The organism is Sulfuritalea sp., assembly GCF_031426875.1.
In the GTDB taxonomy this organism is placed as follows: Bacteria; Pseudomonadota; Gammaproteobacteria; order Burkholderiales; family Rhodocyclaceae; genus Sulfuritalea.
In genome coordinates this window covers 129,565-155,228 of sequence record NZ_JASJPC010000008.1, presented here as the reverse complement: position 1 = coordinate 155,228, position 25,664 = coordinate 129,565, and the positions used below count along the sequence as shown (strand labels likewise).

The 25,664-nt window shown below is 65.1% G+C and carries 31 protein-coding genes and 3 tRNA genes; 14 read left to right on the top strand and 20 right to left on the bottom strand.

The window, feature by feature from the left end; translation table 11 throughout:
• The first annotated feature begins 67 nt into the window (after nucleotides 1-67).
• The 7 genes from RMO95_RS04355 to RMO95_RS04325 all read left to right on the top strand — a co-directional run bounded on the left by RMO95_RS04355 (nucleotide 68) and on the right by RMO95_RS04325 (nucleotide 3,873).
• Complete coding sequence (locus tag RMO95_RS04355) at nucleotides 68-532, top strand: hypothetical protein (protein WP_310449366.1); 465 nt, start codon at nucleotides 68-70, stop codon at nucleotides 530-532.
• A 39-nt stretch (nucleotides 533-571) separates the two neighbouring features.
• Nucleotides 572-880 (top strand): hypothetical protein, encoded by a 309-nt coding sequence (locus tag RMO95_RS04350; RefSeq protein ID WP_310449365.1) that lies wholly within the window; start codon nucleotides 572-574, stop codon nucleotides 878-880.
• A gap of 146 nt (nucleotides 881-1,026) precedes the next feature.
• Complete coding sequence (locus tag RMO95_RS04345) at nucleotides 1,027-2,130, top strand: type I restriction endonuclease (protein ID WP_310449364.1); 1,104 nt, start codon at nucleotides 1,027-1,029, stop codon at nucleotides 2,128-2,130.
• A 378-nt stretch (nucleotides 2,131-2,508) separates the two neighbouring features.
• A complete protein-coding gene (locus tag RMO95_RS04340) occupies nucleotides 2,509-2,805 on the top strand; it encodes a type II toxin-antitoxin system RelE/ParE family toxin (protein WP_310449363.1) in 297 nt (98 codons plus the stop codon).
• Between the two features lie 5 nt (nucleotides 2,806-2,810).
• On the top strand, nucleotides 2,811-3,110 hold the full coding sequence (locus RMO95_RS04335; RefSeq protein WP_310449362.1) for an addiction module antidote protein: 300 nt from the start codon (nucleotides 2,811-2,813) through the stop codon (nucleotides 3,108-3,110).
• Nucleotides 3,111-3,369: 259 nt separating this feature from the next.
• Complete coding sequence (locus RMO95_RS04330; RefSeq protein ID WP_310449361.1) at nucleotides 3,370-3,552, top strand: hypothetical protein; 183 nt, start codon at nucleotides 3,370-3,372, stop codon at nucleotides 3,550-3,552.
• A gap of 18 nt (nucleotides 3,553-3,570) precedes the next feature.
• Nucleotides 3,571-3,873, top strand: a complete 303-nt coding sequence (locus RMO95_RS04325; protein ID WP_310449360.1) for a hypothetical protein — start codon at nucleotides 3,571-3,573, stop codon at nucleotides 3,871-3,873.
• Here the strand turns inward: RMO95_RS04325 and RMO95_RS04320 are convergent.
• The 6 genes from RMO95_RS04320 to RMO95_RS04295 form a co-directional block, all read right to left on the bottom strand.
• Nucleotides 3,851-4,720 carry a formate/nitrite transporter family protein gene (locus RMO95_RS04320; protein ID WP_310449359.1) on the bottom strand — a complete coding sequence of 290 codons (870 nt, stop codon included), beginning with the start codon at nucleotides 4,718-4,720 and terminating at the stop codon, nucleotides 3,851-3,853. The two genes, RMO95_RS04325 and RMO95_RS04320, sit on opposite strands and share 23 nt — an antisense overlap.
• A gap of 11 nt (nucleotides 4,721-4,731) precedes the next feature.
• A complete protein-coding gene (locus tag RMO95_RS04315; protein WP_310449358.1) occupies nucleotides 4,732-5,358 on the bottom strand; it encodes a hypothetical protein in 627 nt (208 codons plus the stop codon).
• Nucleotides 5,359-5,522: 164 nt separating this feature from the next.
• Entirely contained in the window at nucleotides 5,523-6,137 is a 615-nt protein-coding gene (locus RMO95_RS04310; protein ID WP_310449357.1) for an SCO family protein, read from the bottom strand.
• Complete coding sequence (locus tag RMO95_RS04305; protein WP_310449356.1) at nucleotides 6,134-7,621, bottom strand: cbb3-type cytochrome c oxidase subunit I; 1,488 nt, start codon at nucleotides 7,619-7,621, stop codon at nucleotides 6,134-6,136. Before RMO95_RS04305 ends, RMO95_RS04310 begins: the two co-directional genes overlap by 4 nt.
• A 13-nt stretch (nucleotides 7,622-7,634) precedes the next feature.
• Nucleotides 7,635-8,168, bottom strand: coding sequence for a cytochrome C oxidase subunit II (locus RMO95_RS04300; protein ID WP_310449355.1), 534 nt, complete (start codon nucleotides 8,166-8,168; stop codon nucleotides 7,635-7,637).
• A 7-nt stretch (nucleotides 8,169-8,175) separates the two neighbouring features.
• Nucleotides 8,176-8,490, bottom strand: a complete 315-nt coding sequence (locus tag RMO95_RS04295) for a hypothetical protein (RefSeq protein ID WP_310449354.1) — start codon at nucleotides 8,488-8,490, stop codon at nucleotides 8,176-8,178.
• 220 nt (nucleotides 8,491-8,710) lie between these two features.
• Here RMO95_RS04295 and RMO95_RS04290 point away from each other — a divergent pair, with 220 nt between their 5' ends.
• On the top strand, nucleotides 8,711-10,057 hold the full coding sequence (locus RMO95_RS04290; protein WP_310449353.1) for a sigma 54-interacting transcriptional regulator: 1,347 nt from the start codon (nucleotides 8,711-8,713) through the stop codon (nucleotides 10,055-10,057).
• Between the two features lie 32 nt (nucleotides 10,058-10,089).
• Here RMO95_RS04290 and RMO95_RS04285 read toward each other — a convergent pair whose 3' ends face one another.
• Complete coding sequence (locus RMO95_RS04285) at nucleotides 10,090-10,830, bottom strand: HPP family protein (RefSeq protein ID WP_310449352.1); 741 nt, start codon at nucleotides 10,828-10,830, stop codon at nucleotides 10,090-10,092.
• 235 nt (nucleotides 10,831-11,065) lie between these two features.
• Between RMO95_RS04285 and RMO95_RS04280 the strand changes: the two genes are divergently transcribed.
• The 4 genes from RMO95_RS04280 (at nucleotide 11,066) to RMO95_RS04265 (ending at nucleotide 14,025) form a co-directional block, all read left to right on the top strand.
• Nucleotides 11,066-11,160: transfer RNA gene (locus tag RMO95_RS04280), tRNA-Sec, on the top strand.
• A gap of 21 nt (nucleotides 11,161-11,181) precedes the next feature.
• Complete coding sequence (locus RMO95_RS04275; protein WP_310449351.1) at nucleotides 11,182-11,775, top strand: superoxide dismutase family protein; 594 nt, start codon at nucleotides 11,182-11,184, stop codon at nucleotides 11,773-11,775.
• Nucleotides 11,776-11,839: 64 nt separating this feature from the next.
• Nucleotides 11,840-12,565, top strand: coding sequence for a zf-TFIIB domain-containing protein (locus RMO95_RS04270; protein WP_310449350.1), 726 nt, complete (start codon nucleotides 11,840-11,842; stop codon nucleotides 12,563-12,565).
• 212 nt (nucleotides 12,566-12,777) lie between these two features.
• Nucleotides 12,778-14,025, top strand: a complete 1,248-nt coding sequence (locus RMO95_RS04265; RefSeq protein ID WP_310449349.1) for a hypothetical protein — start codon at nucleotides 12,778-12,780, stop codon at nucleotides 14,023-14,025.
• A gap of 58 nt (nucleotides 14,026-14,083) precedes the next feature.
• On the opposite strand, the gene RMO95_RS04260 is transcribed toward RMO95_RS04265, so the two are convergent.
• From RMO95_RS04260 to RMO95_RS04205, 12 genes are all read right to left on the bottom strand, one after another.
• Nucleotides 14,084-14,518 carry a hotdog fold thioesterase gene (locus RMO95_RS04260; protein WP_310449348.1) on the bottom strand — a complete coding sequence of 145 codons (435 nt, stop codon included), beginning with the start codon at nucleotides 14,516-14,518 and terminating at the stop codon, nucleotides 14,084-14,086.
• Between the two features lie 67 nt (nucleotides 14,519-14,585).
• A tRNA-Gly gene (locus RMO95_RS04255) sits at nucleotides 14,586-14,659 on the bottom strand.
• A gap of 19 nt (nucleotides 14,660-14,678) precedes the next feature.
• Complete coding sequence (rng, locus tag RMO95_RS04250) at nucleotides 14,679-16,148, bottom strand: ribonuclease G (protein ID WP_310449347.1); 1,470 nt, start codon at nucleotides 16,146-16,148, stop codon at nucleotides 14,679-14,681.
• A 43-nt stretch (nucleotides 16,149-16,191) separates the two neighbouring features.
• On the bottom strand, nucleotides 16,192-16,800 hold the full coding sequence (locus RMO95_RS04245) for a nucleoside triphosphate pyrophosphatase (protein ID WP_310449346.1): 609 nt from the start codon (nucleotides 16,798-16,800) through the stop codon (nucleotides 16,192-16,194).
• Between the two features lie 41 nt (nucleotides 16,801-16,841).
• Entirely contained in the window at nucleotides 16,842-17,312 is a 471-nt protein-coding gene (rlmH, locus tag RMO95_RS04240) for a 23S rRNA (pseudouridine(1915)-N(3))-methyltransferase RlmH (RefSeq protein WP_310449345.1), read from the bottom strand.
• The gene (rsfS, locus tag RMO95_RS04235; protein ID WP_310449344.1) at nucleotides 17,309-17,677 is read right to left on the bottom strand and encodes a ribosome silencing factor; all 369 of its coding nucleotides are present in this window, start codon (nucleotides 17,675-17,677) and stop codon (nucleotides 17,309-17,311) included. Before rsfS ends, rlmH begins: the two co-directional genes overlap by 4 nt.
• Entirely contained in the window at nucleotides 17,667-18,383 is a 717-nt protein-coding gene (gene nadD / locus RMO95_RS04230) for a nicotinate-nucleotide adenylyltransferase (RefSeq protein WP_310449343.1), read from the bottom strand. Before nadD ends, rsfS begins: the two co-directional genes overlap by 11 nt.
• Nucleotides 18,376-19,158 (bottom strand): BPSS1780 family membrane protein, encoded by a 783-nt coding sequence (locus RMO95_RS04225; protein WP_310449342.1) that lies wholly within the window; start codon nucleotides 19,156-19,158, stop codon nucleotides 18,376-18,378. Before RMO95_RS04225 ends, nadD begins: the two co-directional genes overlap by 8 nt.
• The gene (gene ttcA, locus RMO95_RS04220) at nucleotides 19,158-20,081 is read right to left on the bottom strand and encodes a tRNA 2-thiocytidine(32) synthetase TtcA (RefSeq protein ID WP_310449341.1); all 924 of its coding nucleotides are present in this window, start codon (nucleotides 20,079-20,081) and stop codon (nucleotides 19,158-19,160) included. The genes RMO95_RS04225 and ttcA overlap by 1 nt, the downstream gene beginning before the upstream one ends.
• Nucleotides 20,078-20,842 carry a pteridine reductase gene (locus RMO95_RS04215; protein WP_310449340.1) on the bottom strand — a complete coding sequence of 255 codons (765 nt, stop codon included), beginning with the start codon at nucleotides 20,840-20,842 and terminating at the stop codon, nucleotides 20,078-20,080. The genes ttcA and RMO95_RS04215 overlap by 4 nt, the downstream gene beginning before the upstream one ends.
• Nucleotides 20,839-21,696 carry a tRNA threonylcarbamoyladenosine dehydratase gene (locus tag RMO95_RS04210; RefSeq protein WP_310449339.1) on the bottom strand — a complete coding sequence of 286 codons (858 nt, stop codon included), beginning with the start codon at nucleotides 21,694-21,696 and terminating at the stop codon, nucleotides 20,839-20,841. Before RMO95_RS04210 ends, RMO95_RS04215 begins: the two co-directional genes overlap by 4 nt.
• Nucleotides 21,697-21,821: 125 nt before the next feature.
• Nucleotides 21,822-21,897 (bottom strand) — tRNA-Phe (locus tag RMO95_RS04205).
• 186 nt (nucleotides 21,898-22,083) lie between these two features.
• On the opposite strand from RMO95_RS04205, the gene RMO95_RS04200 reads away from it, so the two are divergent.
• Nucleotides 22,084-22,395 carry a DUF485 domain-containing protein gene (locus tag RMO95_RS04200; protein ID WP_310449338.1) on the top strand — a complete coding sequence of 104 codons (312 nt, stop codon included), beginning with the start codon at nucleotides 22,084-22,086 and terminating at the stop codon, nucleotides 22,393-22,395.
• Nucleotides 22,392-24,074, top strand: coding sequence for a cation acetate symporter (locus tag RMO95_RS04195; RefSeq protein WP_310449337.1), 1,683 nt, complete (start codon nucleotides 22,392-22,394; stop codon nucleotides 24,072-24,074). The genes RMO95_RS04200 and RMO95_RS04195 overlap by 4 nt, the downstream gene beginning before the upstream one ends.
• A 130-nt stretch (nucleotides 24,075-24,204) precedes the next feature.
• On the opposite strand, the gene RMO95_RS04190 is transcribed toward RMO95_RS04195, so the two are convergent.
• Entirely contained in the window at nucleotides 24,205-25,497 is a 1,293-nt protein-coding gene (locus RMO95_RS04190; protein ID WP_310449336.1) for a dihydroorotase, read from the bottom strand.
• Nucleotides 25,498-25,664: the final 167 nt, after the last annotated feature.

Here is a 25,664-nt window from a genome sequence, read left to right as displayed (position 1 = left end):
ATTCCACCGGACGCTGCGCGAAAAAGCCACGCAGCATCGGTGAATTCAAACGTCGGGCCTCTCATTCATGAGCGACTGGCAACCTCTACTGAATATCCTTGCTGGTATCCCGGTGGCAGTCCTGACGGCATGGCTTACGGTCAAGCTCTCGCTGAGCCGCTTTCGTTCGGAGAAATGGTTTGAGCGTCGTCTTGACTCATACACAAAGGTCATTGAGGCGCTGCATTTCATGAAACACTGCACCGAGACTGAAATGCGGGCTGAGGTACAAGGCCACGAAATTGACGAGAAGGCCAAAACTGAACTCCTGACTTCATATGCGAAGGGGCGCTCTGACTTGAGACGGCTCACCGACATGGGAGCACTAATCTTCTCTCCAGCGGCCGTAGCACTTCTCGACACCCTCAACAGCGAATTGCTTGAGGCATCGGGCGCCCCGTCGTACTGGGAGCATCTGGACGCCGAGGGTGCAGCAATTGCCAAATGTCTTTCCGCGCTTCGCACAATTGCAAAGCGAGATCTCAATGCTTAGTGCGGGGCCTAAACAATTTATCTTCTGGCTCACGTCATCATGACCAATCCATTTCGCTTCTTACTAACCCTTGCATGTTTGTTGTCTATCGCTGGTTGCTCTAGTGGCGACCCTGGACCTCTGGCAGGAACCTGGAAGATGAGTGGCCTAGTGCCGATGACCGTTAAGTTCAGGCATGGCGAAACCGAGGCTCTCGGTATCATCGAGAAAGTTTCCTACGAAGTAAAAGGCAATGACGTTATCGTCACTTACCAAGACGGCATAGCTAAAGGCATGGCAATGCGTTACACCGTCACGGGTCCCAATTCAGTCCGCACGGAAATGGGGGTGCTTCGGCGCATCAAATGAACACATCCGATACGCCCCCAACCGTGCTCAACCAGCTCTGTGCGATAAATCCGCGCAGCGCCGGCCGGCTCCACGTTAAGGCCCATTTTTTTGCAGCGATGAGGACGAAGCGCCAATCACACAACTTTACTTAGGGGAGAGAACCGATGGACTTCATTGATCACCTACGCGTACTGTCGTCACGGATCGCGAACACCAAGGACATGATCCAAACGGAGGAGGCTACGAAGACCTCCATGGTCATGCCACTTATTCAGATACTCGGCTACAACGTCTTCGATCCGATGGAAGTGACACCCGAGTTTGTTGCTGACGTCGGCACAAAGAAGGGCGAGAAGGTCGACTATGCGGTTCTGAAAGACGGTAAGCCGATCATTCTTTTTGAGTGCAAAAAAGCTGGTGCCGACCTGAATATCAATCACGCCGGCCAGCTCTTCCGATACTTCCATGTCACTTCTGCTCGCTTTGGCGTTCTGACGAACGGTTTCATTTATAGGTTCTTCACCGATCTCGAACAGCCAAACAAGATGGACGAAAAGCCATTCTTTGAATTCAACATTCTTGAATTCAAGGACCGCGACGTTGAGGAACTGAAGAAATTCGCGAAGTCGGCTTTTGATCTGGATACGATCCTGACCACTGCCAACGACCTCAAGTTCACGCGAGCCATTCAAAACCGTTTGGCTGAATGGATGGCCAATCCTTCCGAGGAATTTGTGCGCCTCGTTTCGGCCGATCTGCTTGGAAACAGACGCTTCACTCCCACTGTGAAAGACCAGTTCACGCTCATCGCCAAGCGCGCATTCGAGCAACTCATTGCGGAACGCATTAACGAGAGGCTTAAAGGAGCCATGGCTTCTGAATCGGCACCGGCAGCTACTCCCGCTGCTCCCGTGATTCCAGTCGATCCATCAACCGAGCCCCAGGTTGCGACCTCGCCGGAAGAAATTGAGGGATTCCACGCCGTCCGCGCAATTCTTAGAGAACTTGTAACTCCGCGGCGCATCGTTATGCGCGATGCCCAAAGCTATTGTGCAATTCTCCTTGACGACAATAACCGAAAGCCAATCTGCCGTTTGCGATTCAACAATACCCAAAAGCTTCGGCTCGGAATCTTCAACGGAAGTAAGGATGAAGAACAATTGCCATTGGAAAGCGTCGATGACATTTTCAACTATGCGGAGCAGTTGAGGGCAACCGCCACGTCATATATACCGACGACGGGATCGGAATCAAATAGGCTAGGCTAAATTTGATCGAATGCGAAGTGCCGCGCCTGCTGAAAGAGATCGAGGCCGAAATCCTCGCTCACGAAAAGGACATCATGGCCATGCTGAAGGATGTAACCGCGTGAGCAGCCAACGGGCCGCAGCAGCAACTGTCAAGGATTTCTTGACAGTTCAAGCGGCGGCCAAGCTGGCAGGAAATTCAGTTATTAAGGAATCCTTAACGACTGCCAGGGCGTTGGTAACCGCGGCGATTTGGAGGCCCGCTTCGGGGCCAATTGACGGTGCGTCGCCGTCCCGCCAGCGCCAACTCTTGGATCGAATGTGCCAAATCAAATGGGTGAGTCTCGCATTCGATTCCGTGATATTGACAATATGTAGCCGCATGGCTACAGTGCCTTCTTGATAGAAATTCGCAAAACTGACCTCTTCGCTCAGTGGCTCGACGCCTTGCGCGACCTTCAGGCGAGGGCGCGCGTCCAGGCCAGGATTGAACGGCTCGCTGCCGGAAACCCCGGGGACGTCGAGCCGATCGGCGAAGGTGTCTCGGAGTTGCGGATCGACTACGGTCCCGGTTACCGGGTGTATTTCAAGAAGCGGGGGCGAGAGTTGATCATCCTGCTGGCCGGTGGAGACAAGAGTACCCAAGCCAGAGACATCAAGGCCGCCTTGCGTCTCGCACGTAATCTTTTGGAGTAGCAACCATGGCCAAAACCGTCACCACTCGCTATGACGTTTCCGAGCACCTCAGAACTCCCGAGGAGATGGCGGCTTACCTTGAAGCCTGCCTTGAAGAAGCCAATGGGGATGCCGCCTTCATTGCCAAGGCACTTGGCGATATCGCTCGCGCCAAGGGCATGTCACAGGTCGCTCGGGATGCCGGGCTGTCCCGCGAAAGCCTTTACAAGGCGCTGTCCGGCGAGCGTAGTCCAGGTTTCGATACCATCCTTAAAGTCGTCGCCGCGCTCGGGCTCAAGCTGCACGCCGCAACGGGTCGCAGCTGACCGCTCGGCCCTCCGGGGGACACCGGTCTTGCAGGCCGTGACCGCACGCCCTTGCTCGGGGGTGGAAAACAAATCGGCCACAAACAGAATCGCCGTCCCGCCAGCGCCAACTCTTGACTGACGAGGCATGCTGCCCGCGGCGGCGCGCGATTGTCGTTGCCGGAATCGGCTCCGCGGCGTCGCGGTTTCCGGAACCAAAACCCGAATTACACTGTCTGCTGCTATGCGCGATCGCCGCAGGCCAACCGAGGAGCCCCCGATGAGACGCCTGTTTTACCTGTTCAGTTTTCTGCTTGCCGCCGCATTCAGCCTGCCGGCGGCAGCGGCCGACCGCCTCGATGGCGTGGTGCCGCTGGTCGGCGACGACATTGCGGCCGTGGCGAAATTGAAGGCCATGCCCGAGCGCCATGCCCTGCTGTACTTCGGCGATCACCTGAACTGAGGGACGTGCCGCTACACCGTGAGTGTGCTGCGCAGGCCCGAAGTCAGTGCCAGATTCATCAAGAACTATGTCGGCGTCCATGCCGATTTCGTCGAACTGGACATGGATGACGATGATCCGCGTCATGCCACGGTCAAGCGCTTCAATCCGCGCAAGCTGCGGCCGGTGTTGGTCTTCCTCGACGGCCAGGGCAAGGAGGTGGCGCGGCTCTCCGGCGGGCTGAAGACCACCGAGGACGCGCTGCTGCTGGATCGTTTCGTTTCGGAGAAGCATTACCGCAAGTCGGATTTCTCGGCCTTCAAGGCGGCGCAGCGGGGCTGATGGCGGCCTCGGTTGGGGTCAGTCCCTGGCGTTGCGGCTCGATCCGGCCTTGCGCGCCGGCCGGGTTGCAGCAATGCAGCAGCAGGCCGGTCAGCACGGCGCCGCCGACGATGTTGCCCAGCGTCACCGGCAACTGGTTCCACAACAGCCATTGCGTTACCGTGATCTCGGCGCCGAGCATCATGGCGGTGGGGATCACGAACATATTGACGATGGAATGCTCCAGCGCGAGGGCGAAGAAGGTCGACACCGGCAGCCAGATCGAGGCGATTTTGCCGGTGCTGGCGGTGGAGCTCAGCGCCAGTACGGTGCCCAGCGCGACCATCCAGTTGCACAGCACGCCCTTGACGAAGGCGGTCAGCCAGCCGTTGATGCCGGCGTGCTGGTAGCTGAGCGTTTTCGCTTCGGCCACGGCGATGAGCTTGGCGCCGAGCGGTCCCGGGCCCTGGATGAAGGCTTCGGTCAGGGCCAGCGCGATGAGGAAGCCGGTGAACGCGCAGCCGAGGAAATTACCCAGATAGACCCAGCCCCAGTTGCGCAGCGTCTGTTCCCAGCTGACCTTGCCGCGCGCGATGCCGACCGGCAACACGGCGAAGTTGCCGGTGGCCAGTTCCAGGCCGAGCAGCACGATCATCGCGAAGCCGACCGGGAACACCGCGCCGGCGATCAGCGCCGCGGCGCCGCCCGTGAAACCGTCGGCGGCCTTGAAGGCGAAGGCGGTGGCATAGGCCAGCAGCGCGCCGGAAAGAAAGCCTTTGAGCAGCATGGCCTGGGTGCCGAGCGCGGCTTTCTTCGCGGCGGCGGCGCCGATTTCTTCCATCAGCTGAGCGGGTGCGACGTAGTCCATCGGTTTCTCCTTCAGGCCGGATTGGCTTGCCGGTCGCCGCCGCCGGCCGGTGCGTCCTGAGACGCGGGCGTGCCGCCGACGAACAGGGTGCCCAGCCAGCCGGCGAACAGCAGCAGCGCGAGCTTCACCATCAGCCAGCCGGTGCTGCCCTGTTCGTCGACCAGGTAGTTGTTGCAGACGCGCACCGGCGCGGCGATGTAGAGCCAGCCGAGCACCGCCAGCATGCTGATGAAATTGGTCCACACGAAGCCGCGGCCGATGGCCGTGAGCTGGCGCCAGGCCAGCGCCAGCGGCAGGCCGACCAGCAGCGGCAGGCTGATGAATTTGGCGGCCTCGGTCAGCGGGTCGCCGAGCGCGGCATCCAGCGCGCGCGGCAGCATCCAGTAGCTGGAGGCGAACAGCGCCAGCACGACCAAGGGCAGCGCGCCGCCGCAGGCGGCCAGCAGCGCCTCCTGGCGGCGCGCCGGCAGCAGGCGCGCGAGCAGCACGCCGGCGACGGCCAAGAGCGGAATCTGCAGCAGCATGTGGGTGCTCATCGCGGCTTCCAGCGCGCTGCGCGCCACGGGTGTGGCGAGGAACAGATAGCAGGCGCCGAGGCCGATGCGGGTGTGCCGCAGGGTAGTCGCATGAAGCGCCAACTCCCTCCCCTTCAAGGGGAGGGTGGGGGTGGGGATGGGGCAAACCGGTGGTGACACGCCGACAGAACGCCCGGTTCGTCCCCCATCCCCCTCCCGGCCTCCCCCTTGAAGGGGGAGGAGATGTTGTTTCCGCCGGTCATGCGTTTGCCATACGGTGTGTCGGTTCATAACGATCTCGCGATGCGGTCGGCGAACGCTACGGGCTGGTCGATGTCGCTGATCTGCGCCAGCTTGCCGTCGCGGCCGAGCAGGTGGATGGCGGCGTTGTGCTCGAAGCCGCCGAGCCCGTCGGGGATCACCACGACGCCGAAGGCCGCCAACAGCGGCGCGACTTCGTCCGGGCTGCGGATGCGCGCGATGCGCCAGTGCGCGCCGTCGGCACCGAAGGCCTGGCCATAGGCCTTGAGGCTGGCCGGGTCGTCGCGCGCGGCGTCGAAGCTGATGCTGAGCAGGGCCACCTCGCGCCCCAGCGCCTGCGCCGGCAGGCGCTCGCGGACCTGGCGGAAGGCCATGCCGAGGCTGCGGCAGAGGGTGGTGCAGCGCGTGTAGATGAACTCCACCGCGAGCAGCCGGCCCTGGTAATCCTGCAGGCTGAAGCGGCGGCCGTCCTGGTCTTCCAGCGCCGCCGCGGGCAGGCTGCGCGGGCTGCGCAGGACGTCGGCGCGGCGCGCGGTTTCGGCGGTGAAGGCGGTGAAGCCGTCGGTGCCCGACCAGAACACGCCGATGCCGAGCAGGGTCATCAGGGCGGTGGCGACCAGCCCGGTCCTGCCCGCTTTCATGCCGCCGCGCCCTGTGCCAGCGGGGCCCGCGTGTAGTCGCGGCCGGCCGCGCCGAGGCGGCTGAAGAAGCGCAGCACGAAGATCAGCGACGAGGCGACCACCAGCGCCGCGAACAGCGAGCCGATGCGGTCGTAGGGCAGCCACTCGGGCAGATGCACCGCATAGCGGCGCGCCACGCTTTCCTTGCCGGCGTAGAGGAAGCTCAGGGTGAAGCCCAGCGCGCCGCTGGTGAAGCCCCAGAAGGCGGCGCGATCGAGCCAGCTTTCAGGAGCGTGCTGCGCCGGCTTGCCGAGGTAGTAGACGAAGCCGAAGACCATCGCCACCATGCCCAGCAGCAGGTAGGTGTGGAAATGCCCCGGCACCCACAGCGTGTTGTGCATCACGTAATTGACCGTGATCGTGCCGTCGATGAAGGCCGGCATGGCGCCCGCGGCCCAGCCGAAGAGCGAGATGAACAGCAGGCGCGAGGCCATGTCCCAGCGGATGCCGGAGCGGAACACGATCATCAGCGCGCCGTAGCCGGTGACCACCAGGATCGGCACGGTGTTCAGGTAGCCGATGATGTGGCCCATGATCAGCATCCATTGCGGGAAGGCGAAATCCATCAGCAGGTGGTGCGGGAAGATGAACATCACCATCAGCGTCGATGCGGTCCATGAAGCGAGGAAGACCTTGTTGGCTTTCCACGGGCGCTGGGTGTAGCGCGGCAGGATTTCGTAGACCGCGATCACCGCCATGTAGATCGTGGCGTTGATGAAGACGTGGCCGAAGAAGTAGATCATGCCCTTGGCCAGCATCGGGTCGATGGTGAACTCGGGCAGGTAGAGGTTCACCAGCATCATGGTCAGGATGCTGGCGCCGACCACCAGGCCGACGATGTTCACGATGGTGACCATGGTGCTCGCCACCACGGTCGGCGGCGGCGCGTTGCCGTCGTCATGGCCGAAGAGCTGCGGCCAGCCCAGGGCGCGGGCGAAGTTGCCGTAGCGGACGATGATGGCGCGCGCGATGTCGAGGTGCATCAAGAGGAAGCCGACGCCGATCACCAGCAGCCCGCCCATGAACAGGGCTGCCGCTTCCTGGCTCCACATGCCCATGGCCTTGGACGGCATCGGGTAGAGGAAGGTCCAGGCGCCGTGGAAATGCCCGAACACGATGCTGGTGATGATCATCGCCACGCCGACCAGGAACAGCGCCAGGTTGGCCATGAAAATGCCGGGCGACAAATCCACGTACTGGCGCAGGAAATGCCACATCACGGCGGCCCCGGCGATGCCGGCGATACCGACCATGCCGGCGCCGTGCAGGGTCATCAGTTCGTAGAACCAGTTCGCGCCGATATCGATGATCTGCGCCTGTTCCAGCCGCATCAGCAGGCCGACCAGCATCATCAGCAGCAGCACGGCGCAGGCGGTGCCCAGGTAGGCCAGCACGCCGGCCGTGGCCCCGCGATCGGGAGTGTGCTCGTAGGTGGTGTTCGCCATTTTGGTTTCCTCTTTACAGGCTGCCGACTTTGATTTCGGACATCATGTTGTGGTGCGCGATGCCGCAGTACTCCATGCACAGGATCTTGTAGGTGCCATCCGCGGTGAAGGTGTGGCGCAGCGTGTTGGTGTAGCCGGGCATGGCCTGGGTCTGCGCCACCAGGTGCATGTCGGCGTCGTAGATGCCGAAGCCGTGGTTGATGTCGGCGCTGGTGACGCGGAACTCCACCGGCTGGTCCTTGACGACGCGGTCGCGGCTGAGTTCCCAGCGCCACTGGTGGCCGGTGGCTTCGACCACCTGCGCCGGGCCGGCCTGGTTGCCGGCGCGGCTGGCGCCGTAGGGCAGGTCGAGCAGGGTGTAGATCATCGCCGGCCCGAGCCCCGCCACCAGCGTCCAGAACAGCTTGCTGCGGATCCGGTAGGCGCGCTTTTGCAGCGGCGTGTAGTCTTCCACGCGGACGCCGGAGTTGATGGCGACGAAGCCGAAGCCGAAGGCGACCAGCGTCATGAGTACCAGGGAAAGCTGCCAGGCGATTTCTTGCATCATGGGTTCCTTAACGAGCTGTCGATGGCGCTGCTTGGCGCGGCGCGACGAGGCGGCCGAGATTCGGACCAGGCGTCGGGCTGAGATTCGCCAGGAGGTGGAAGGACCGCTCCTGCTTTTCCCAGAGCACCAGGCTCACGCTGTTGCGCAGCGGGTCCGCGCCGAGGCCGGGCGGGACTGCCGGGACGCTTTGCGCCGGTTGGTGATCGAGCAGGCGCTGGAAGCTGGCAAGCAGCGGATCCGGCTTCGCCACAGGCTCGGCGTGGGCCGTCGCAGCGAGCAGGCCGCCAAGCAGCAGCGGCGCCAGGCATTTTTTGACGTTCATTTCGTATCCTCCTTTGGTTGGCGGGCAATTTCCCGATACGCATCCAACAGTTAGCGAGCGCCATGCCAGGCCTGTCAGCCACTTGATATGAAACATATTTCTTGTTTTGTTGGGAATGTGATATATGTTTCATGTCGTCAATGAACGTTCTCCTGAACGTTCATTCTGAACACCTGACGAATCCCGACGCCAAACAAGGAGGACATCCCCGATGCCGACCATGAAGATGCTGCAAGGCTTTCTCGACAGCCTGGAGGAAGGCGTGTTGTTCCTCGATCCCGCGCGCAGGATTCTGGAAATCAACACGGCCGCGCTGCGCATGGTCGGCCAGCACCGTGCCGTGATCATCGACAGCCTGTGTCCGACGCTGTTCGCCGGCACGCAGTGCGCGCGCGAATGCGAAACCCGCGGCTATTGTTCGCTGACGCCGGCGCCGGGCGAGGACGGCAAGATCCAGGACATCGTCCTCAAGGGGCCGCAGGGCACCGACATCTCGCTGCGCATGTGGGCCATGCTGCTGCCGCCCAACGATGGCGGACTGTATTGCGCGATCATCCTGCGCGACTGTTCACGCGAAATGGAACTGGAGGCGAAGGTGCGCGAGCGCTGGCAGCTCGGCGGCCTGATCGGCCGCAGTTCGGCAATGCAGGATCTTTACCAGAAGGTGCTGCGCGCCGCGGCGAGCGAGGCCACGGTGCTGGTCACCGGCGAGAGCGGCGTCGGCAAGGAGCTGGTGGCGCGGGCGCTGCACGACAATTCCGTGCGCGCCAAGGGCCCCTACATCGCCGTGCATTGCGCCGCGCTGCCGGAAAACCTACAGGAATCGGAACTCTTCGGCCACGCCAAGGGGGCCTTTTCCGGCGCCACGGCGGCGCGCCTCGGACGCTTCGAGGCGGCCAACGGCGGCACCCTGCTGCTCGACGAGATCGGCGAAATCTCGCCCGCCACCCAGATCAGGCTATTGCGCGTGCTGCAGGAACGCGAGGTCGTCCGCGTCGGCGAGAACCTGTCGCGCCGCGTGGACGTGCGGGTCGTCGCCGCCACGCACCGCGACCTCTCGGCCATGGTCAGGCGCGGCGAGTTCCGCGAGGATCTGTATTACCGCTTGCGCGTGCTGCCGCTGCATGTGCCGGCCCTGCGCGAACATCGTGACGACATTCCGCTGCTGACCAGCAAGCTGCTCGGCGACCTGGCCGAGCGCTATCGGCGGCCGGACCTGCGGCTCTCGCCCGAGGCGATGCTGGCCATGGAATCCTACGACTGGCCGGGCAACGTCAGGCAGTTGTTCAACGCCCTGGAATATGCCGTGGTGCAGTCCGACGGACCGACCATCCTGCCGCGCCATCTGTTGCCGGAACTGGCCGCCGAGTCCGCGGCTCCGGCGGAAGCGATGCCTGTCGCCGGCCTGCAGCTGACGCGCTACTACATGGCGCCGGCGACGGCCGAGCAAGAACAGGCGCTGATCCTGCGCGTGCTGCAGGAATCGGGCGGCAACAAGGCCGAGGCTGCGCGCCGCCTCGGCATGTCGCGCACCACGCTATGGAAGCGCATGAGCCGCATGGCCTGAACGCGGCACGCCGATCGACGAGGGCTGCGGATTCAGGACGGCTGCCCGATGGCGGCTTGCGCCGCCATCTCGCGGTGGCGGCCGGTGGCAAGGCTGTAGATGCGCAGCAGATCCTCCTCGGACACGTCGATGAAGGAATCCATCTGCGTCAGGGCGAAGACGAAGTCTTCGTGCGAAATCGCCTCGTAGTCGGCTGTCGCGGGAGCTGCCGGGACGGCCCGGCGGGCCAGCAAGGCCGGGTAGCGGCGCCAGGGGAACAGCGCATTGAAGGCCACGGCGACGGCCAGGATGATCAGCACGTTGATCAGCACCGGCGTCACCAGGAAGCTGTAGCCAAGGGCGCGCACCTGCTCGCTACCCAGCACCGCCGCCAGCGCCGTGGCCGCGGCCGGCGGATGGATGCAACGCAGGTAGTGCATGGCGCCGATCGCCAGGCCGGTGGCGAGGCTTGCCGCCAGCAGCGGGTCGGGCACATGGCGGGCGCAGGCGACGCCGATGGCGGCCGACACCAGATGGCCGCCCAGCACCGGCCAGGGTTGCGACAGGGCGCCGTGCGGCACCGCAAACAGCAGCACGGCCGAGGAGGCGATCGACAGCATCAGGATCGGCGCCGCGCCGGCGTCGAGCAGCGAGCGGCTCAGGGCGAATACCAGCAGCAGGGCGACAAAGCCCCCGAGCGCCGATATCAGCCGTTCGCGGTGGCTGACCGGGCTGAATTCGATGCCCAGCATTCTCTGCCACGGCAACTGCGTCGCCGGGTCGCGTGCATCCATTTTTCTTCTCCCTGATCCGCTTTGGCGTTGCGCAAAGCGCAAACGACAGCTTCGCACGCATCCGGCAAAAGCGGAATGATTCCGGTCAAGCGCCGTCTGCCGAGGCTGACCGAAGCGAGGCACACGGCCGGTAACACGGCCGGCATTCTTATCGGCTACACTCGCCGCGTGCGTGAGGGGCACATATTGCGCAGCAGCGGTGCGAGCCACGCATGCTTAAATCCATAACATCATCGGAAGGGCGGTTTCCCCGGTGGGGCGGCCGGTCTTCAAAAGCGGCAGGGGTCGCCATGCGGTTCGCGGTGGGTCGACTCCCGCTCTCTTCCGCCACCCAACGCGAGGAGCAAAGTCATGACAACGCAACGCACTCTTCAGCAGCGCATTTACGCCACTATGTACCCGACTGCGCGCATCGCCGCCCTTGCCGCGGCGGGCAGCCTGCTCGCCGCCTGCGCCGGCATGGAAGCCGCCGGGCCGAAGGCCAGCGCGACGCTCGACGCGCGCTCCGGCAGCAGCGTCAGCGGCACGGTCGACTTCCAGGCCGTCGGCCAGAAACTGCGCGTCGAGGCTCGTGTCACCGGCCTGACACCGGGCCAGCACGGCTTCCATGTGCATGAAGCCGGCGACTGCAGCGCGCCCGATGCCAGCAGCGCCAAGGGCCACTTCAACCCCGCCGGCAGGTCGCACGGCCATCACGGCGGCAATGACCGCCATGCCGGCGACATGCCCAATCTGGTGGCCGACAGTGCGGGCAAGGCGGTGCTTGCCGTCGAGGTGGATATGCTCTCGCTGACCCAGGGACCCGGCGGCATTCTCCAGCGCAGCGTGGTGATCCATGCCGATGCCGACGACTACCGGTCGCAGCCGGCCGGCAATTCGGGCAAGCGCGTGGCCTGCGGCGTGATCCGTCCCCTCGCTGCCGGCAGCGGCAGAAGCGAGTACTGACTGGGCCCATGACGCGCAGGCTCGATCCGAAGCGGGCGACGCAGTTGTCGCGGACCATGTCCTGATGAACGCAATGCCGTCGACTGTCCCCGGCGCCTGCCCCTCCTGCCGGGCGCCGATGAGCGCGCAACGTTTCCCGCGCAAACTCAACGGCGACGTCGAGCTCGACCTCTGTTTCGCCTGCCAGGGCATCTGGTTCGACGACTACGAGAGCCTGCAACTCGCGCCCGCCGGCGTCGTCGAACTGTTCCGGCTGATCCACCAGCACCGCGACGACCAGCGCCTGCCGCTGGCGAACCCCTTGCGCTGCCCGCGTTGCAACGAGCGCCTGATCCATTCGCAGGACCGGGTCAAGAGCGGCCTGTTCAACTACCTGCGCTGCGGCCAGCACGGTCGCTTCATCAGCTTTGGCCAGTTCATGATCGAAAAGGGCTTCGTGCGCCAGCTGAGCGGTGCCGAGATCAAGGAAATCAGCGCCCGCATCGGCGTGGTGCGCTGCACCGGTTGCGGCGCCGCGGTGGATATCCGCAAGGAAAGCGCCTGCGGCCACTGTCGGGCGCCGATCGCGATCCTCGACCCGCAGGCGGTCGAACAGGCGCTGGCCGGCTATCAGCAGCTTGCGCTGAAACAGGCCGCTGCGCCGGCTCCGGCGCTGCTGGCGGAGACGATCCTGTTCAGCGAACGCGAACGCAGCCGGCAGCGGCGCGAACGCGGCAACGCCCTGAACGCCGATATCGGCGACCTGCTGCTGGACGGCGTGGCGATGGTGTGGAACCTGGTGCGGCGCTGAAGCGGCGCAATTCCGGCCGCGCCGGAGGCGGGAACGGACGTTCCAGCCGTTGATTGTTGAAGGAATACGGCTGGCGGGCCGGTCGTCGCGGACGCTGTTGGCAGCCTGAAGTTCTTGCCGGGGAATGCCAACAATTGCATGGCGGGCATTCCGCAAGTATGCTTGAATCAAACGATGAGTCTTGTATTTTTCGGATACTGAGGGAGCGCAAAATGGAATGGACTTTTAATCGCGCCGGATTTGGCGCCTTGGGTTTGTGTTTTTTGCTCATGGGCGCTGCATTGCCGAGCCTGGCGGCGCCAACAACATCGAATTCCGCCGCCGCTGCCGCCGCTCCGGCCCCGGCCGGCGCCGCCCGGTTCGCCACGGTCTGGCGTATGCGCGGCGAAATCACCGCGGTGCGAGGCAACGCCAGCAGAAAGCTGCGCGAGGGCGATCCGGTTTACGTCGGTGAGCGCGTGCGCGCCGCGCCGCAGGCGGAGGCCGTGCTCAGGACCGAGGATGCGGGCGTGGTCGCGGTCCGTCCCGGCACCGAATTCATCGCCGAAAAATTCGCCGCCGAGGACAAGCCCTCCGACGGCTTCACGATGCGGCTCGTCACCGGCTCGTTGCGCGTGATCAGCGGCTGGATCGCCCAGACCAACCGTTCCGGGCACAACATCGTCACCGCTTCGGCCACCATCGGCATTCGCGGCACCGACCACGAGCCCTACGTGCTGTCGCCGGAGCTGGCCCGGGAGACTTCCAACCCGGAGGGCACCTACGACAAGGTGAACCGCGGCGGAACCACCATGCAGGTCGGCGACAACAAGCTCGATATCGATCCGGGCAAGGTCGGCTTCGTGCGCGCGCAGGCCAAGACCAAGGACCGGGCGCTGCTGACCATCCTGTTGCCGGTACTGCTCGACAAGGTGCCGAGTTTTTACATGCCCGGCGAATTCGACTCCGAACTCGACCGCTATTCGCAGACGGCCGACCAGGAAAGCAAGAAGCAACTCGAGCAAAGGCGCAAGTCGCCCGGCGCCGCCGCCGCCGCTGCCGCCTGTGCGCCGACCGATATCGCCAAGACCTGGCTGGCGCAACTCGACGGCGCGATCGCCAAGGCCGATGCACAGGCGATCATCGCCATGTTCGCGCCTGACGTCGCGGTGCGTGCCACGGTGAAGGACAAGGACGGCAAGATGACCAGCGTCGATCTCCTGCGCGACGAACTGGCCCAGAGCACCATCGCTGCCATGAAGGGGCTCAAGGACTACAAGCAGCGCCGCGTGTGGACCGATGCGCGCCTGACCGACCTCTCCGGAGGCATGACCTGCGACCGCATCAGCCTGAGGTCGGTGGTGGTCGAGCAGGGCAAGCAGTCCGGCAAGCCCTATCGCTTCGAATCGCTGGAGCAGTACTCGATCGAACTGCGTGCCGGCAAGTGGGTCGCGGTCAAGGCCGAAACCACGCAGCAGTAACAGCGGCGCTTCACCCGGAAAAGCGGGACGGGCCGGCAAGCCCGTCCCGCTTTTCAGTTCAGTAGCGGTTCGGCGTCGCCAGGACGGCCATGGTGACGCGCGAAACGCAGATCAGCCGCTGCGCTTCGTCGTGGATGCGCACATCCCAGACGTGGCTGCTGCGTCCCAGGTGCAAAGGCCGCGCCACGCCGTAGACCCAGCCGCTTTCGGCGGCGCGCACATGGTTGGCGTTGATTTCCTGGCCGACGCAGTGGAATTTTTCGGGATCGACGACAAACGCCGCTGCCCAGGACGTCAGGGTTTCGGCCAGCACCAGCGAGACTCCGCCATGGAGCACGCCCGCAGGCTGCCGGGTGCGCTGGTCGACCGGCATGCGCCCCTTCAGGTAGTCCTCGCCAGCCTCGATCAGCTCGATGCCGAGATGGCCGTTGGCGCAGCCCTGGCCACGCCGGTTGGCCTCGTCCAGGGGAAAGCAGGTGTGCCAGATCGCCATGGGATTTTCGCCGGAAAGTCGCGCCGGAAAGTCGCGCCGGCGCAGCCGCCGGCCGGGATGATTTTTCTGGAGCGGGTGAAGGGAGTCGAACCCTCTTCATCAGCTTGGGAAGCTGAGGTAATGCCGTTATACGACACCCGCGTCGCGGCGGATTTTAACGCTACATCAGAACGATGTCGAACTGCTCCTGGGTGTAGCCGCTCTCCGCGTGGAGCGAAATCGGCAGGCCGATGAACTCGGACAGCATGGCCAGCGCCTGCGATTCCTCTTCGAGAAACAGGTCGATCACGGCCGGCGCGGCGAGCACACGCATTTCGCGCGCGGTGAACTGCCGCGCCTCGCGCAGCAGTTCGCGCAGCACCTCGTAGCAAACTGTTTGCGCGGTCTTCACCTCGCCGCGCCCGCCGCAGGTGGGGCAGGGTTCGCAGAGGATGTGGGCGAGGCTCTCGCGCGTGCGCTTCCGGGTCATCTCGACCAGGCCGAGCTGGGTGAAGCCGGAAACCGTGATCCGCGTGTGGTCGCGTGCCAGCGCCTTGTTGAATTCGGCGAGCACCGCCGCCTTGTGTTCCTCGTCTTCCATGTCGATGAAGTCGGCGATGATGATGCCACCCAGGTTGCGCAGTCTGAGCTGGCGCGCGATGGTTTGCGCTGCTTCGAGATTGGTCTTGAAAATCGTGTCGTCGAAATTGCGCGAGCCGACATAGCCGCCGGTATTCACGTCGACCGTGGTCATCGCCTCGGTCTGGTCGAAGATCAGGTAGCCGCCCGACTTGAGATCGACGCGGCGCGCCAGCGCCTTCTGGATTTCATCCTCGACGCCGTGCAGGTCGAACAGCGGCCGTTCGCCGGTGTAGTGCGTCAGGCGGTCGGAAACCTGCGGCACGTATTCGTGGGCGAAGTTCTGCAGTTTCTGGAAGTTCTCCCGCGAGTCGATGATGACGCTGCTGGTTTCGCTGCTGACCAGGTCGCGCAGCACGCGCTGCGCCAGGGTCAGGTCGTGGTGCAGCAGCATCGGCGGCAGGGCGCCGATGCTGCGGCTCTTGATCTCGCGCCAGATGCGGCGCAGGTAGGCGATGTCGGCCGCCAAGTCGTCGTCGGCGGCGTCGGCGGCGACGGTGCGCAGGATGTAGCCGCCGGGCTGGTCGGCCGGCAGCAGGGCCTGGATGCGCGCGCGCAGCCGCTCGCGCTCGGCTTCCTCGCCGATGCGCTGCGAGATGCCGATGTGGGTGTCCTGCGGCAGGTGCACCAGCAGGCGCCCGGCGATGGAGATCTGCGTGGTCAGCCGCGCGCCCTTGGTGCCGATCGGATCTTTCTGCACCTGCACCATCAGCGATTGGCCTTCGCTCAGGATGCGTTCGATGGGGCGCGTTTCGTGGTTGCCATGGCCGTTGCCGGCCGGACGTTCGCTCCAGATGTCGGCTACGTGCAGGAAGGCGGTGCGCTCCAGGCCGATTTCGATGAATGCCGACTGCATGCCGGGGAGCACCCGCACGACGCGGCCGAGATAGACGTTGCCGACGATGCCGCGGCCGTCGGTGCGCTCGATGTGCAGTTCCTGCACCACGCCCTGCTGCAGCAGGGCGACGCGGGTTTCCTGCGGCGTGAAATTGATCAGGAACTGTTCGGTCATCACGGGCCCCTGTCCTCCTCACGGCGCTGGCGCGGCAGCGCCGTCACAGCGGATAACCGAAGTCGCGCAGCAGCAGCGCGGTTTCGCACAGCGGCAGGCCGACGATGCCGGAATGCGAGCCGCGTATCTCTTCGATGAACACCGCGGCGCGACCCTGGATGCCGTAGGCGCCGGCCTTGTCCATCGGTTCGCCGCTGCGCACGTAACGCCCGATTTCCTTGGCGCTGAGCGCCCGGAAGCGCACTTCGCTGACCGACAGGCAGTGCTCGACGCGCTCGTACTTGGCCATGGCGACGGCGGTCAGCACGCGATGGCTGCGGCCGGAGAGTCGCGCCAGGATTTCCGCCGCGTCGGCTTCGTCCTTCGGTTTGCCGATGATCTCCCCATCCAGGTCGAGCGTGGTGTCGGCCGCCAGCACCGGGTGCACCACCAGCGGCCGGCGCGCCAGGAGGGCGGCGCCGAAGACCGCCTTGGCCCGCGCCACGCGCTGCACGTAGTCTTCCGCGCTCTCCCCGGGCAGCCAGTCTTCGTTGACTTCCTCGTCCTCGCGCGGCCCGCCGCGGAACAGCAGCAGGTCGAAGCGCACGCCGATCTGGGTCAGCAACTCGCGGCGGCGCGGACTTCGGGAGGCAAGGTAGATGCGCGGATCCATTATTCTTGGGCAGTGTGGGTGGCAAATCGTTCAAGCATAAATCAGTCGCGATGATAAGGGTGGCCCTTTATCACACTCGCGGCACGGTACAGCGCCTCGGCGAGGATTACGCGCACCAGGGCGTGGGGCAGGGTCAGGCTGGAAAGGCGCAGGGTTTCGTCGGCGCTGTTCTTGATCCGCGGATCGAGTCCGTCGGGGCCGCCGATGATGAAGGCCACGTGATCGCCGCCGGCCATCCATTTTGCCAGACGCTCGGCCAGTTGCCGCGTGGTCGGCGCCTCGCCGCGCTCGTCGAGCGCGATGCGGCGGCAGCCGGCCGGCAGTTGCGCGTCGATGCGCGCCGCCTCCAGCGCCATCATGGCCTCCGCGCTCTTGCCCGAGCTGCGCGGCTCGGGCCGGATCTCCAGCAGTTCCAGCGGCAGTTCGCGCGGCATGCGCTTGGCGTACTCGGCCCAGCCGGTCGCCACCCATTCCGGCGGCCGCGCGGACACGGCCGCGACGATCAGTTTCATTCGCCGCCGGCGTCGCTGTCGGCTTTCTTGCGCGGGCGCTTGGGCACCACCTTCCACAATTCTTCGAGGTTGTAATAGACGCGCACCGCAGGTTGCATGACATGCACCACGATGTCGCCGAGGTCGACCAGCACCCATTCGCCGGTCTCCTCGCCCTCGATGCCGATCACCTCGCCGCCGGCCTCCTTGACCTTGTCATAGACGTTGCGCGCCAGGGACCTGACGTGACGATTGGAATCGCCGGTGGCGATGATCACGCGGTCGAACAGGGCCGAGATTTTGCTCGTGTTGAGCACCTCGATGTCCTTGGCCTTGATGTCCTCGAGGGCGGCGACGGCGATTTTCTGAAGTTTTCTAATGTCCATGCGAAGTCCGGTAGAGCTGATGGGAATCAATATAGTCGAGAACGGCCTCGGGAACCAGATAGCGTACGCTGAGGCCGCTTGCCAGGCGTCGGCGGATGGCGCTGGCGGAAATCTCCAGCGCGGTGATGGCGAAGGGCACGATGCGGCCGGCCGGGGCGCCGGCGAGATCGGCGGCGACACCACGGCGCGCGGCAAATTCGGCATCCAGCGCCGCCTCGCCAGCGCCAACTTTCAAGTCATGCCCCGGCCGCGTCGCCACGGCGATATGCGCCAGGCCGAACAGTTCGCGCCAGCGATGCCAGGCTTCGATCCGGGCGAAGGCATCGGCGCCGAGCAGCAGCACCAGCGGTCGCTGCACGCCGTGCAGGCGGCGCTGGCGTTCCAGGGTGTCGATCGTGTAACTCGGCGCCGCGCTTGCTGCCACGTTTGCTGCCACGCTGGTTGGCGGGATACCTGCCTGCCGCACTTCGGTCGCGTCGACGCCGAATCCCGGCATGTCGGCCAGCGCCAGCTCCACCATCGCCAGGCGATCGGCGGCGGCGCATTGCGGCGCCTCGCGTAAGGCCGGCTTGCCGGCCGGAATCAGGCAGACCTCGGCCAGGCCCAGGGCCTCACGCGCTTCCAGGGCCAGGCGCAGGTGCGCAACGTGCAGCGGATCGAAGGTGCCGCCGAACAGGCCGAGCACTCCCGCGCCGGGCTCACTCATCGGCCTGGGCCGGCACTGACGCAGGCACGGTCACGGGTGCTGCGAACACGTCGCGATAGGACAGGTACACGCTGGCCACCATGGTCGGCGCCAGCACGAAGATCAGCAGCATGCGCAGCGCCACCGACAGGATGTCGAGCAGGGTCTGCGACAGCAAGCCGGCGACGATCAGGATCAGGCCCGGCACCAGGGCGCCGACCAGGGCCAGCACCAGTCCGTACATGGCGAAGGCGCGCCAGTTGCGCCAACTGGCGACGAAGCTGAAGAACAGCGATTTGCCGGCGCCGACGCCGTTCCAGGCGGTCAGCAAGGGCGCGAACCAGAAGGCCATCAACAGCGGCGAGGCCAGCACCAGCAGGATGCCGAGATCGGTGGCGAGCGCCAGTGCTTCTTCCTGATCCATGCCGTCGCTGATGTTGATCGGTTCGCCCAGCGCTGCGCCGCCCAGCACCAGCAGGCTGGAACCCACCAGGTGCAGGCCGCCGAGGCGCAGCAGGCCGACGCGCTGGGCGCTGATGCCGAAGCCCAGGGTGTCGCCGTCGAAGGTCTGGCCGCGTTCGATGGCGCGGCTGCCGTTGGCCAGCAGGACGGTCAGGGTCGGCAGCAGCAGCGGCAGCAGGAAGGGGCCGATTTTCGGAATCAGATTGACCACGATCACGGTCAGCAGGTAGCCGAAGGTCAGCGCCGTCATCAGCGGCGGATGGCGGCGAAACAGGGCAAAGCCGGCCAGCAGCCAGAGTACGCCGTGGCGCGCGGGGAGGCGGCGGGCGTCCATCAGTCGTCCTTTGCCGCAAAGCCGACGGGCTGCGCCGCTTCAAGCGGCATGGCCGGCGGATCGAAGGCGATGTCGCCTTCCGGATCGGGCGTGCCGGTCGCCGCGAGGCCGGCGAAGTCGAACAGGCGGGCGTCGAGCAGATGCGAGGGCACGACATTGCCCAGGCTGCGGAACATGGTCTCGATGCGCCCCGGAAAGCGCTTGTCCCAGTCGTTCAGCATCTGTTTGACCTGCTGGCGCTGCAGGTTGGGCTGTGAACCGCAGAGGTTGCAGGGAATGATCGGGAAGTCGCGCACCGCGGCCCAGGTCTCCAGATCGCTCTCGCGGCAATAGGCCAGCGGGCGGATCACGATGTTGCGGCCGTCGTCGGAGACCAGCTTGGGCGGCATGGATTTCAGCTTGCCGGCGAAGAACATGTTGAGGAACAGGGTCTGCAGGATGTCGTCGCGATGATGGCCGAGCGCGATCTTGGTCGCCCCCAGTTCGCCGGCGACGCGGTACAGCACGCCGCGCCTCAATCGCGAACAGAGTGAGCAGGTTGTTTTGCCCTCCGGGATCACGCGCTTGACGATGGAATAAGTGTCCTCGTTCTCGATGTGGAAGGGCACGTCGATGCTGCGCAAGTAGTCGGGCAGCACTTCGGCGGGAAAGCCGGGCTGCTTCTGGTCGAGATTGACGGCGACGATATCGAAGGCGATCGGCGCATGCTCGCGCAGGAACAGCAGCACGTCGAGCAGGGCGAAGGAATCCTTGCCGCCGGAGAGGCAGACCATGACCTTGTCGCCGGCCTCGATCATGTTGAAGTCGGCGATCGCCTGGCCCACCTCGCGGCGCAGGCGCTTGGCGAGTTTATTCGCCTCGAAGGCGGTTTTCTGTGCCTGGCGGGCAGTCGGAGCGGTGCTTGCGGTCAGCGGAGCGTTCATAGATGGGCGGTCCGGCCGCCGTCGACATTGATCACCTGCCCGGTGACATAGGGAGCATCGAAGACAAGAAATTTCACGGCGCGCGCGATGTCGGCGGGCGAGCCGACCCGCTTCAGCAGTGTGTTCTGAATGATAGCCGCGCGCACCTGCGGCGGAAAGTCATCCGTGCCCTGGGGCCATTCGATGGCGCCGGGCGCCACCGCATTCACCCGTACCCGCGGCCCGAGTTCCAGCGCCAGGGCACGGGTCAGGCCGAGCAGGCCGGCCTTGGTCGCGCAGTACAGCGGATAGTCCTTGAGCGGGCGCTCGGCGTGGATGTCGGTGATATTGACGATGCAGCCGCCGCTGGTTTCGAGATGCGGCGCCGCGGCCTGGGCGAGGAACAGCGGGGCCTTGAGGTTGGTGCCGATCAGGTCGTCCCAGGCTGCCGCGTCGACGCCGTCGAGCCGCGTGGCGTAGAACGAGGAGGCGTTGTTCACCAGCGCATCGAGCCGGCCGAAGCGTGCCACCACGGCCGCCACCAGGCGCGGCAGCGCCGCCATGTCGAGCAGGTCGGCGGCGAAGCAGGCGGCGGATTCGCCCGCCGCGTCCGGGCGTGCCGCGTTCAGCGTCGCGGCCAGCGCATCCGCCGCGGCGGAAGACGCGCGATAGTGAATCGCCACGCAGGCGCCCGCGGCGTGCAGGCTGCGCGCGATCTCGGCACCGACGCGACGCGCGGCGCCGGTAACCAGGACCACTGGCACCACGGGCGGATTCGTCATGCCGGAAGTATACCGGCGAGAACCCGTGCCGCCGCGGCGAAGCCGAAACTTGCCGTGACCGCCACCGCGGAACCGTAACCGGCGCAGTTGAGCCCGGCGCCGGCATCGAAGCCCTCATCGACCGCGCAAGAGTTGGCGCTGGCGGGACGGTGTGGGGAATTCGCGGAGCACTGCTCCGCGCCCACGCCGGTCGGCGGCTGTGCAAAGCCGCCGAGGATATGCGCCGGTCGCCGAATTGGCTCCGCTGAGAACACGCAGTCGACGCCGAACTTCTTCTTCGGATCGCGCGGGAAGCCGTAATCCTTGCGCAACTGCGCGCGGACCTTGGAGGCCAGCGCATCCTGCGTGGTGCGCGACAGGTCGATGACCTCGATCCGCGTCGGGTCGCTGCGGCCGCCGGCAGCGCCGGTGGTCACCACGCGAATCCCGGCGCGGCGGCACCAGGCGATCAGGGCCGCCTTGGCGCGCACATGGTCGATCGCGTCGAGCACCGCGCTGCAGGGCGGGATCAGGCTCGCCGGATTGCGCTCGTCGATGAACTCCTCCACCGTATTGACCACGCAGGCCGGATTGATCTGCGCAATGCGCGCCGCCATGGCCGCGGTCTTGGCCGCGCCCAGTGTCGAATCGAGGGCGTGGATCTGGCGATTGATGTTGGATTCGGCGACGTGGTCGAGATCGATCAGGGTCAGTTGCCCGATTGCCGACCGCGCCAGGGCTTCCGCCGCCCAGGAACCGACCCCGCCGATGCCCACCACCACGACATGCGCGGCCGCGGCGCGCGCCAGTGCGCCGGCCCCGTACAGGCGCTCGATGCCGCCGAAGCGGCGCTGGTGATCGGCAACGGAAGTCATGCGGCGATTGTATCCGGGCTGTCGCGTCGGGCGGAGCGGTGCCCGCAGGCAGAACCGGGCCGTGAAGGCCGGCAGGCGGATCTGCAAACAAGCACGGGGGTTCCAAGGAACCCCCGTGCTGATGTTGGTGGCCAGGGGCAGAATCGAACTGCCGACACACGGATTTTCAATCCGTTGCTCTACCAACTGAGCTACCTAGCCGCAAAGGGTGCGAATTATAGGGTTTCGATGCCCGAACGTCAAAGGTCCCGGACGCCTGCCGGGCCATGGTCGTTTGCTGACGGCCGGCTTACACGTCGCGTAAGTGCGGCGTAAGACCCCGGGCCCAGAATGCTGCGTTGCAATAAAACGCGATTGTTGGTATCCCTTCCGTACTGTGGAGCAAGCATGAAAGACGACATTGTCGAACGGATTCAGAAGAATCCGAAGTTCCTGAAAATGGTCAGCATCCGCAACAACTATTCGATCATCATGTCGATCCTGATGATGGTGGTGTACTTCGGCTACATCCTGCTGATCGCCTTCAACAAGCCTTTCCTGGCGACCAAGGTCAGCGAGGGAGCCGTGATGTCCGTCGGCATCCCGCTGGGCCTGGGCGTACTCGTATTCACCATCATCATCACCGCGATTTACGTTCGCCGCGCCAACACCGAGTTCGACGCGATGAAGGACGACATCGTCAAGGAGGCTTCCAAGTGATCAAGCTCAGGCACATTCTCGGCGGCGCGACCGCCCTCCTGGCGGCCGGATTCGTCCTTGCCGCCGGCGCCGACCTCGGTCAGGCGCAAAAGCAGGCGACCAACTGGACCGCGATCACGATGTTCGCGATCTTCGTCGGCATCACGCTGTGGATCACCAAGTGGGCGGCAGCCAAGACCAAGACGGCGGCCGACTTCTACACCGCCGGCGGCGGCATCACCGGCTTCCAGAACGGCCTGGCGATCGCCGGCGACTACATGTCGGCGGCTTCCTTCCTGGGTATTTCCGGACTGGTCTTCGCTTCCGGCTTCGACGGCCTGATCTTCTCGATCGGCTGGCTGGTCGGCTGGCCGGTGATCACCTTCCTGATGGCGGAACGCCTGCGCAATCTCGGCAAGTTTACCTTCGCCGACGTCGCCGGTTACCGCTTCGATCCGGGTCCCATCCGCAGCTTCGCGGCGATGGGTTCGCTGGTCGTGGTGGCCTTCTACCTGATCGCGCAGATGGTCGGTGCCGGCCAGCTGATCAAGCTGCTATTCGGTCTCGAGTACACGCTGGCGGTGGTCATGGTCGGCGCGATCATGATGATCTACGTGCTGTTCGGCGGCATGACGGCGACCACCTGGGTGCAGATCATCAAGGCCTGCATGTTGCTCGTCGGCGCCACCTTCATGGCCCTGGCGGTGATGTTCCAGTTCGGTTTCAGCCCCGAGGCGATGTTCGCCAAGGCCGTCGAGGTGCATGCCAAGCACGATTCCATCATGGGTCCGGGCGCGCTGATCACCGATCCGGTGTCGGCGATCTCGGTCGGCATGGCGCTGATGTTCGGCACCGCCGGCCTGCCGCACATCCTGATGCGCTTCTTCACCGTGCCCAGCGCCAAGGAAGCCCGCAAGTCGGTGGCCTGGGCGACGACCTGGATCGGCTATTTCTATATCCTGACCTTCATCATCGGCTTCGGCGCCATCACCAACCTGATCCCCAACCCGGCGGACTATTTCGTCGGCGGCGAACTCGCCAAGGGCCTCAAGGGCGGCGGCAACATGGCGGCCGTGCATCTGTCGAAGGCGGTCGGCGGCGACCTGTTCATGGGCTTCATCTCCGCCGTGGCCTTCGCCACGATTCTGGCGGTGGTGGCAGGCCTCACGCTCTCCGGCGCGTCGGCCGTATCGCACGACCTCTACGCTTCGGTGTGGCGCAAGGGCAAGGTCGATTCCGCGACCGAACTGCGCGTCTCGAAGATCACCACGGTATGCCTCGGCGTTCTCGCCGTGCTGCTCGGCATCATTTTCGAGAAGCAGAACGTGGCCTTCATGGTGATGCTGGCTTTCGCCGTGGCCTGCTCGGCCAATTTCCCGGTGCTGTTCATGTCCGTGCTGTGGAAGGATTGCACCACCAAGGGTGCGGTGGCCGGCGGTACGGTGGGTCTGATCCTCTCCGTGGCGCTGACCGTCGTCTCCCCGGCGGTGTGGGAAGCCACCCTGGGCAACCCCAAGGGCTCGGCGCTGTTCCCCTACGCGTCGCCGGCGATCTTCTCGATGACCGCGGCCTTCGCCGTGATCTGGATCGTCTCCCTGCTCGACCGCAGCGCCCAGGCGGCCAAGGAACGCGCCTTGTTCCCGGCGCAGCTGATCCGCTCGGAAACCGGCGTCGGCAGCTCCAGCGCCTCCGGCCACTAAGGTCGGCCTGCGCAGCGGAATTCCCGACGCGCAAAGCGAAGCAAGGCCGCAAACAAAAAGCCAGCCCCGCGGGGCTGGCTTTTTTATGCCGGAAAGCTTGTTCCGGGATCGCTGCCGGTCCGGATTCGCCCTAGCCGAGCGTGCCGTCGAAGGCCAGGTGGCCGTCGATCAGCGTATAGCGCACGCGGCCGGGAAACTCCATGCCGAGGAAGGGTGTGTTCTTGCCCTGGCTTCTGAGGTTTTCGCGCGTCACGCGGAATTCGGCCAGCGGATCGAAGATGCAGATGTCGGCGGCGCTGCCGAGGCTCAGGCTGCCGGCCTTGACGCCGAGTATGCGCGCCGGGTCGGAGGTCACGCGCGCCAGGGCGGTCACCAGCGGCAGCTTGATTTCCTGGGCCCATTTGAGCGTCAGCGGCAGCAGCAGTTCCAGTCCGGTGGCGCCGATCTCGGCTTCCTCGAACGGCATCTGCTTGCCGTCGTCATCGACCGGGGTGTGGTCCGAACACAGCGCGTTGATCGCGCCCGAAGCCAGCCCGGCGCGCAGGGCATCTCGATCGCGCTGCGAGCGCAGCGGCGGGTCGAGCCGGGCGTGGGCGTTGAAGAAACCCACGTCCATCTCGCACAGGTGCAGGTGATGGACACCGACGTCGCAGGTCACCGCGATGCCGGCGGCGCGCGCGGCGACGATCATGTCCACCCCGGCTGCCGATGAAATCCGCGTGACATGAACTCGCGCGCCGGTCTCGCGCGCCAGGTGCAGGATGGTCGCCAGGGCGATGGTTTCGGCCGCCACCGGGATTCCGGCCAGGCCCAGGCGGGCCGCGACCTCGCCGTCGTGGGCGACGCCCTTGCGGGCCAGGAAGGGATCCTGCGCCTGCAGCCAGACCGGGAAATCGAAGGTCGCCGCATACATCATGGCGCGCAGCAGCACCTGGGTGTCGACGATGGCGCGATTGGCCTGGCCGAAGGCGACGCAACCGGCCTCGCTGAGCTCCGCCATTTCGGTCAGCGCCTTGCCTTCCAGTTGCGTGGTCAGCGCGCCGACCGGATGGACGTGGGCGAAATCGGGCAGGCGCGCGCGATGGGTCAGCATTTCCACCAGGCCCGGTTCGTCCAGCACCGGATCGGTGTCCGGCGGACAGGCCAGCCGCGTCACGCCGCCGGCCGCCGCCGCCGCCATTTCGGATTCCAGCGTGGCGCGGTATTCAAAGCCCGGTTCGCGCAGCCGCGCCGCCAGATCGACCAGGCCGGGGCAGACGATGCAACCCGTCGCGTCGAGCACGCTGTTGGCCCCATCGGCACCCCATCCTGCCGGCGGGTTGCCAACGCCAACTATGCGTCCGGCGCCGACGAACAGGTCGAGCGCCTTGTCGGTCTTGCTCGCCGGGTCGATCAGCCGGCCATTCTTGATGTGGATTTTCATGCTGTCGCTATCGCCAAGTCGCCTGAAACGGGGATGCCGCATTCAACAGCCAAGTCCTCAAAACGCCTTGGTGGCTTAGGCGTAATCTCTGCGGCCGATTCATAGTCATCCCAATCGAAAATCACCACATCAACACCGTCGTCCGCTATGAAGTCAGCGACGCCTCC

Bases quoted from the DNA above. Each gene is read 5' to 3' on its own strand.
- RMO95_RS04355 (WP_310449366.1), top strand. From the start codon at position 68: ATGAGCGACTGGCAACCTCTACTGAATATCCTTGCTGGTATCCCGGTG.
- RMO95_RS04350 (WP_310449365.1), top strand. From the start codon at position 572: ATGACCAATCCATTTCGCTTCTTACTAACCCTTGCATGTTTGTTGTCT.
- RMO95_RS04345 (WP_310449364.1), top strand. From the start codon at position 1,027: ATGGACTTCATTGATCACCTACGCGTACTGTCGTCACGGATCGCGAAC.
- RMO95_RS04335 (WP_310449362.1), top strand. From the start codon at position 2,811: ATGGCCAAAACCGTCACCACTCGCTATGACGTTTCCGAGCACCTCAGA.
- RMO95_RS04330 (WP_310449361.1), top strand. From the start codon at position 3,370: ATGAGACGCCTGTTTTACCTGTTCAGTTTTCTGCTTGCCGCCGCATTC.
- RMO95_RS04320 (WP_310449359.1), bottom strand. From the start codon at position 4,720: ATGGACTACGTCGCACCCGCTCAGCTGATGGAAGAAATCGGCGCCGCC.
- RMO95_RS04310 (WP_310449357.1), bottom strand. From the start codon at position 6,137: ATGAAAGCGGGCAGGACCGGGCTGGTCGCCACCGCCCTGATGACCCTG.
- RMO95_RS04305 (WP_310449356.1), bottom strand. From the start codon at position 7,621: ATGGCGAACACCACCTACGAGCACACTCCCGATCGCGGGGCCACGGCC.
- RMO95_RS04300 (WP_310449355.1), bottom strand. From the start codon at position 8,168: ATGATGCAAGAAATCGCCTGGCAGCTTTCCCTGGTACTCATGACGCTG.
- RMO95_RS04295 (WP_310449354.1), bottom strand. From the start codon at position 8,490: ATGAACGTCAAAAAATGCCTGGCGCCGCTGCTGCTTGGCGGCCTGCTC.
- RMO95_RS04290 (WP_310449353.1), top strand. From the start codon at position 8,711: ATGAAGATGCTGCAAGGCTTTCTCGACAGCCTGGAGGAAGGCGTGTTG.
- RMO95_RS04285 (WP_310449352.1), bottom strand. From the start codon at position 10,830: ATGGATGCACGCGACCCGGCGACGCAGTTGCCGTGGCAGAGAATGCTG.
- RMO95_RS04275 (WP_310449351.1), top strand. From the start codon at position 11,182: ATGACAACGCAACGCACTCTTCAGCAGCGCATTTACGCCACTATGTAC.
- RMO95_RS04270 (WP_310449350.1), top strand. From the start codon at position 11,840: ATGAACGCAATGCCGTCGACTGTCCCCGGCGCCTGCCCCTCCTGCCGG.
- RMO95_RS04265 (WP_310449349.1), top strand. From the start codon at position 12,778: ATGGAATGGACTTTTAATCGCGCCGGATTTGGCGCCTTGGGTTTGTGT.
- RMO95_RS04260 (WP_310449348.1), bottom strand. From the start codon at position 14,518: ATGGCGATCTGGCACACCTGCTTTCCCCTGGACGAGGCCAACCGGCGT.
- rng (WP_310449347.1), bottom strand. From the start codon at position 16,148: ATGACCGAACAGTTCCTGATCAATTTCACGCCGCAGGAAACCCGCGTC.
- RMO95_RS04245 (WP_310449346.1), bottom strand. From the start codon at position 16,800: ATGGATCCGCGCATCTACCTTGCCTCCCGAAGTCCGCGCCGCCGCGAG.
- rlmH (WP_310449345.1), bottom strand. From the start codon at position 17,312: ATGAAACTGATCGTCGCGGCCGTGTCCGCGCGGCCGCCGGAATGGGTG.
- rsfS (WP_310449344.1), bottom strand. From the start codon at position 17,677: ATGGACATTAGAAAACTTCAGAAAATCGCCGTCGCCGCCCTCGAGGAC.
- nadD (WP_310449343.1), bottom strand. From the start codon at position 18,383: ATGAGTGAGCCCGGCGCGGGAGTGCTCGGCCTGTTCGGCGGCACCTTC.
- RMO95_RS04225 (WP_310449342.1), bottom strand. From the start codon at position 19,158: ATGGACGCCCGCCGCCTCCCCGCGCGCCACGGCGTACTCTGGCTGCTG.
- ttcA (WP_310449341.1), bottom strand. From the start codon at position 20,081: ATGAACGCTCCGCTGACCGCAAGCACCGCTCCGACTGCCCGCCAGGCA.
- RMO95_RS04215 (WP_310449340.1), bottom strand. From the start codon at position 20,842: ATGACGAATCCGCCCGTGGTGCCAGTGGTCCTGGTTACCGGCGCCGCG.
- RMO95_RS04210 (WP_310449339.1), bottom strand. From the start codon at position 21,696: ATGACTTCCGTTGCCGATCACCAGCGCCGCTTCGGCGGCATCGAGCGC.
- RMO95_RS04200 (WP_310449338.1), top strand. From the start codon at position 22,084: ATGAAAGACGACATTGTCGAACGGATTCAGAAGAATCCGAAGTTCCTG.
- RMO95_RS04190 (WP_310449336.1), bottom strand. From the start codon at position 25,497: ATGAAAATCCACATCAAGAATGGCCGGCTGATCGACCCGGCGAGCAAG.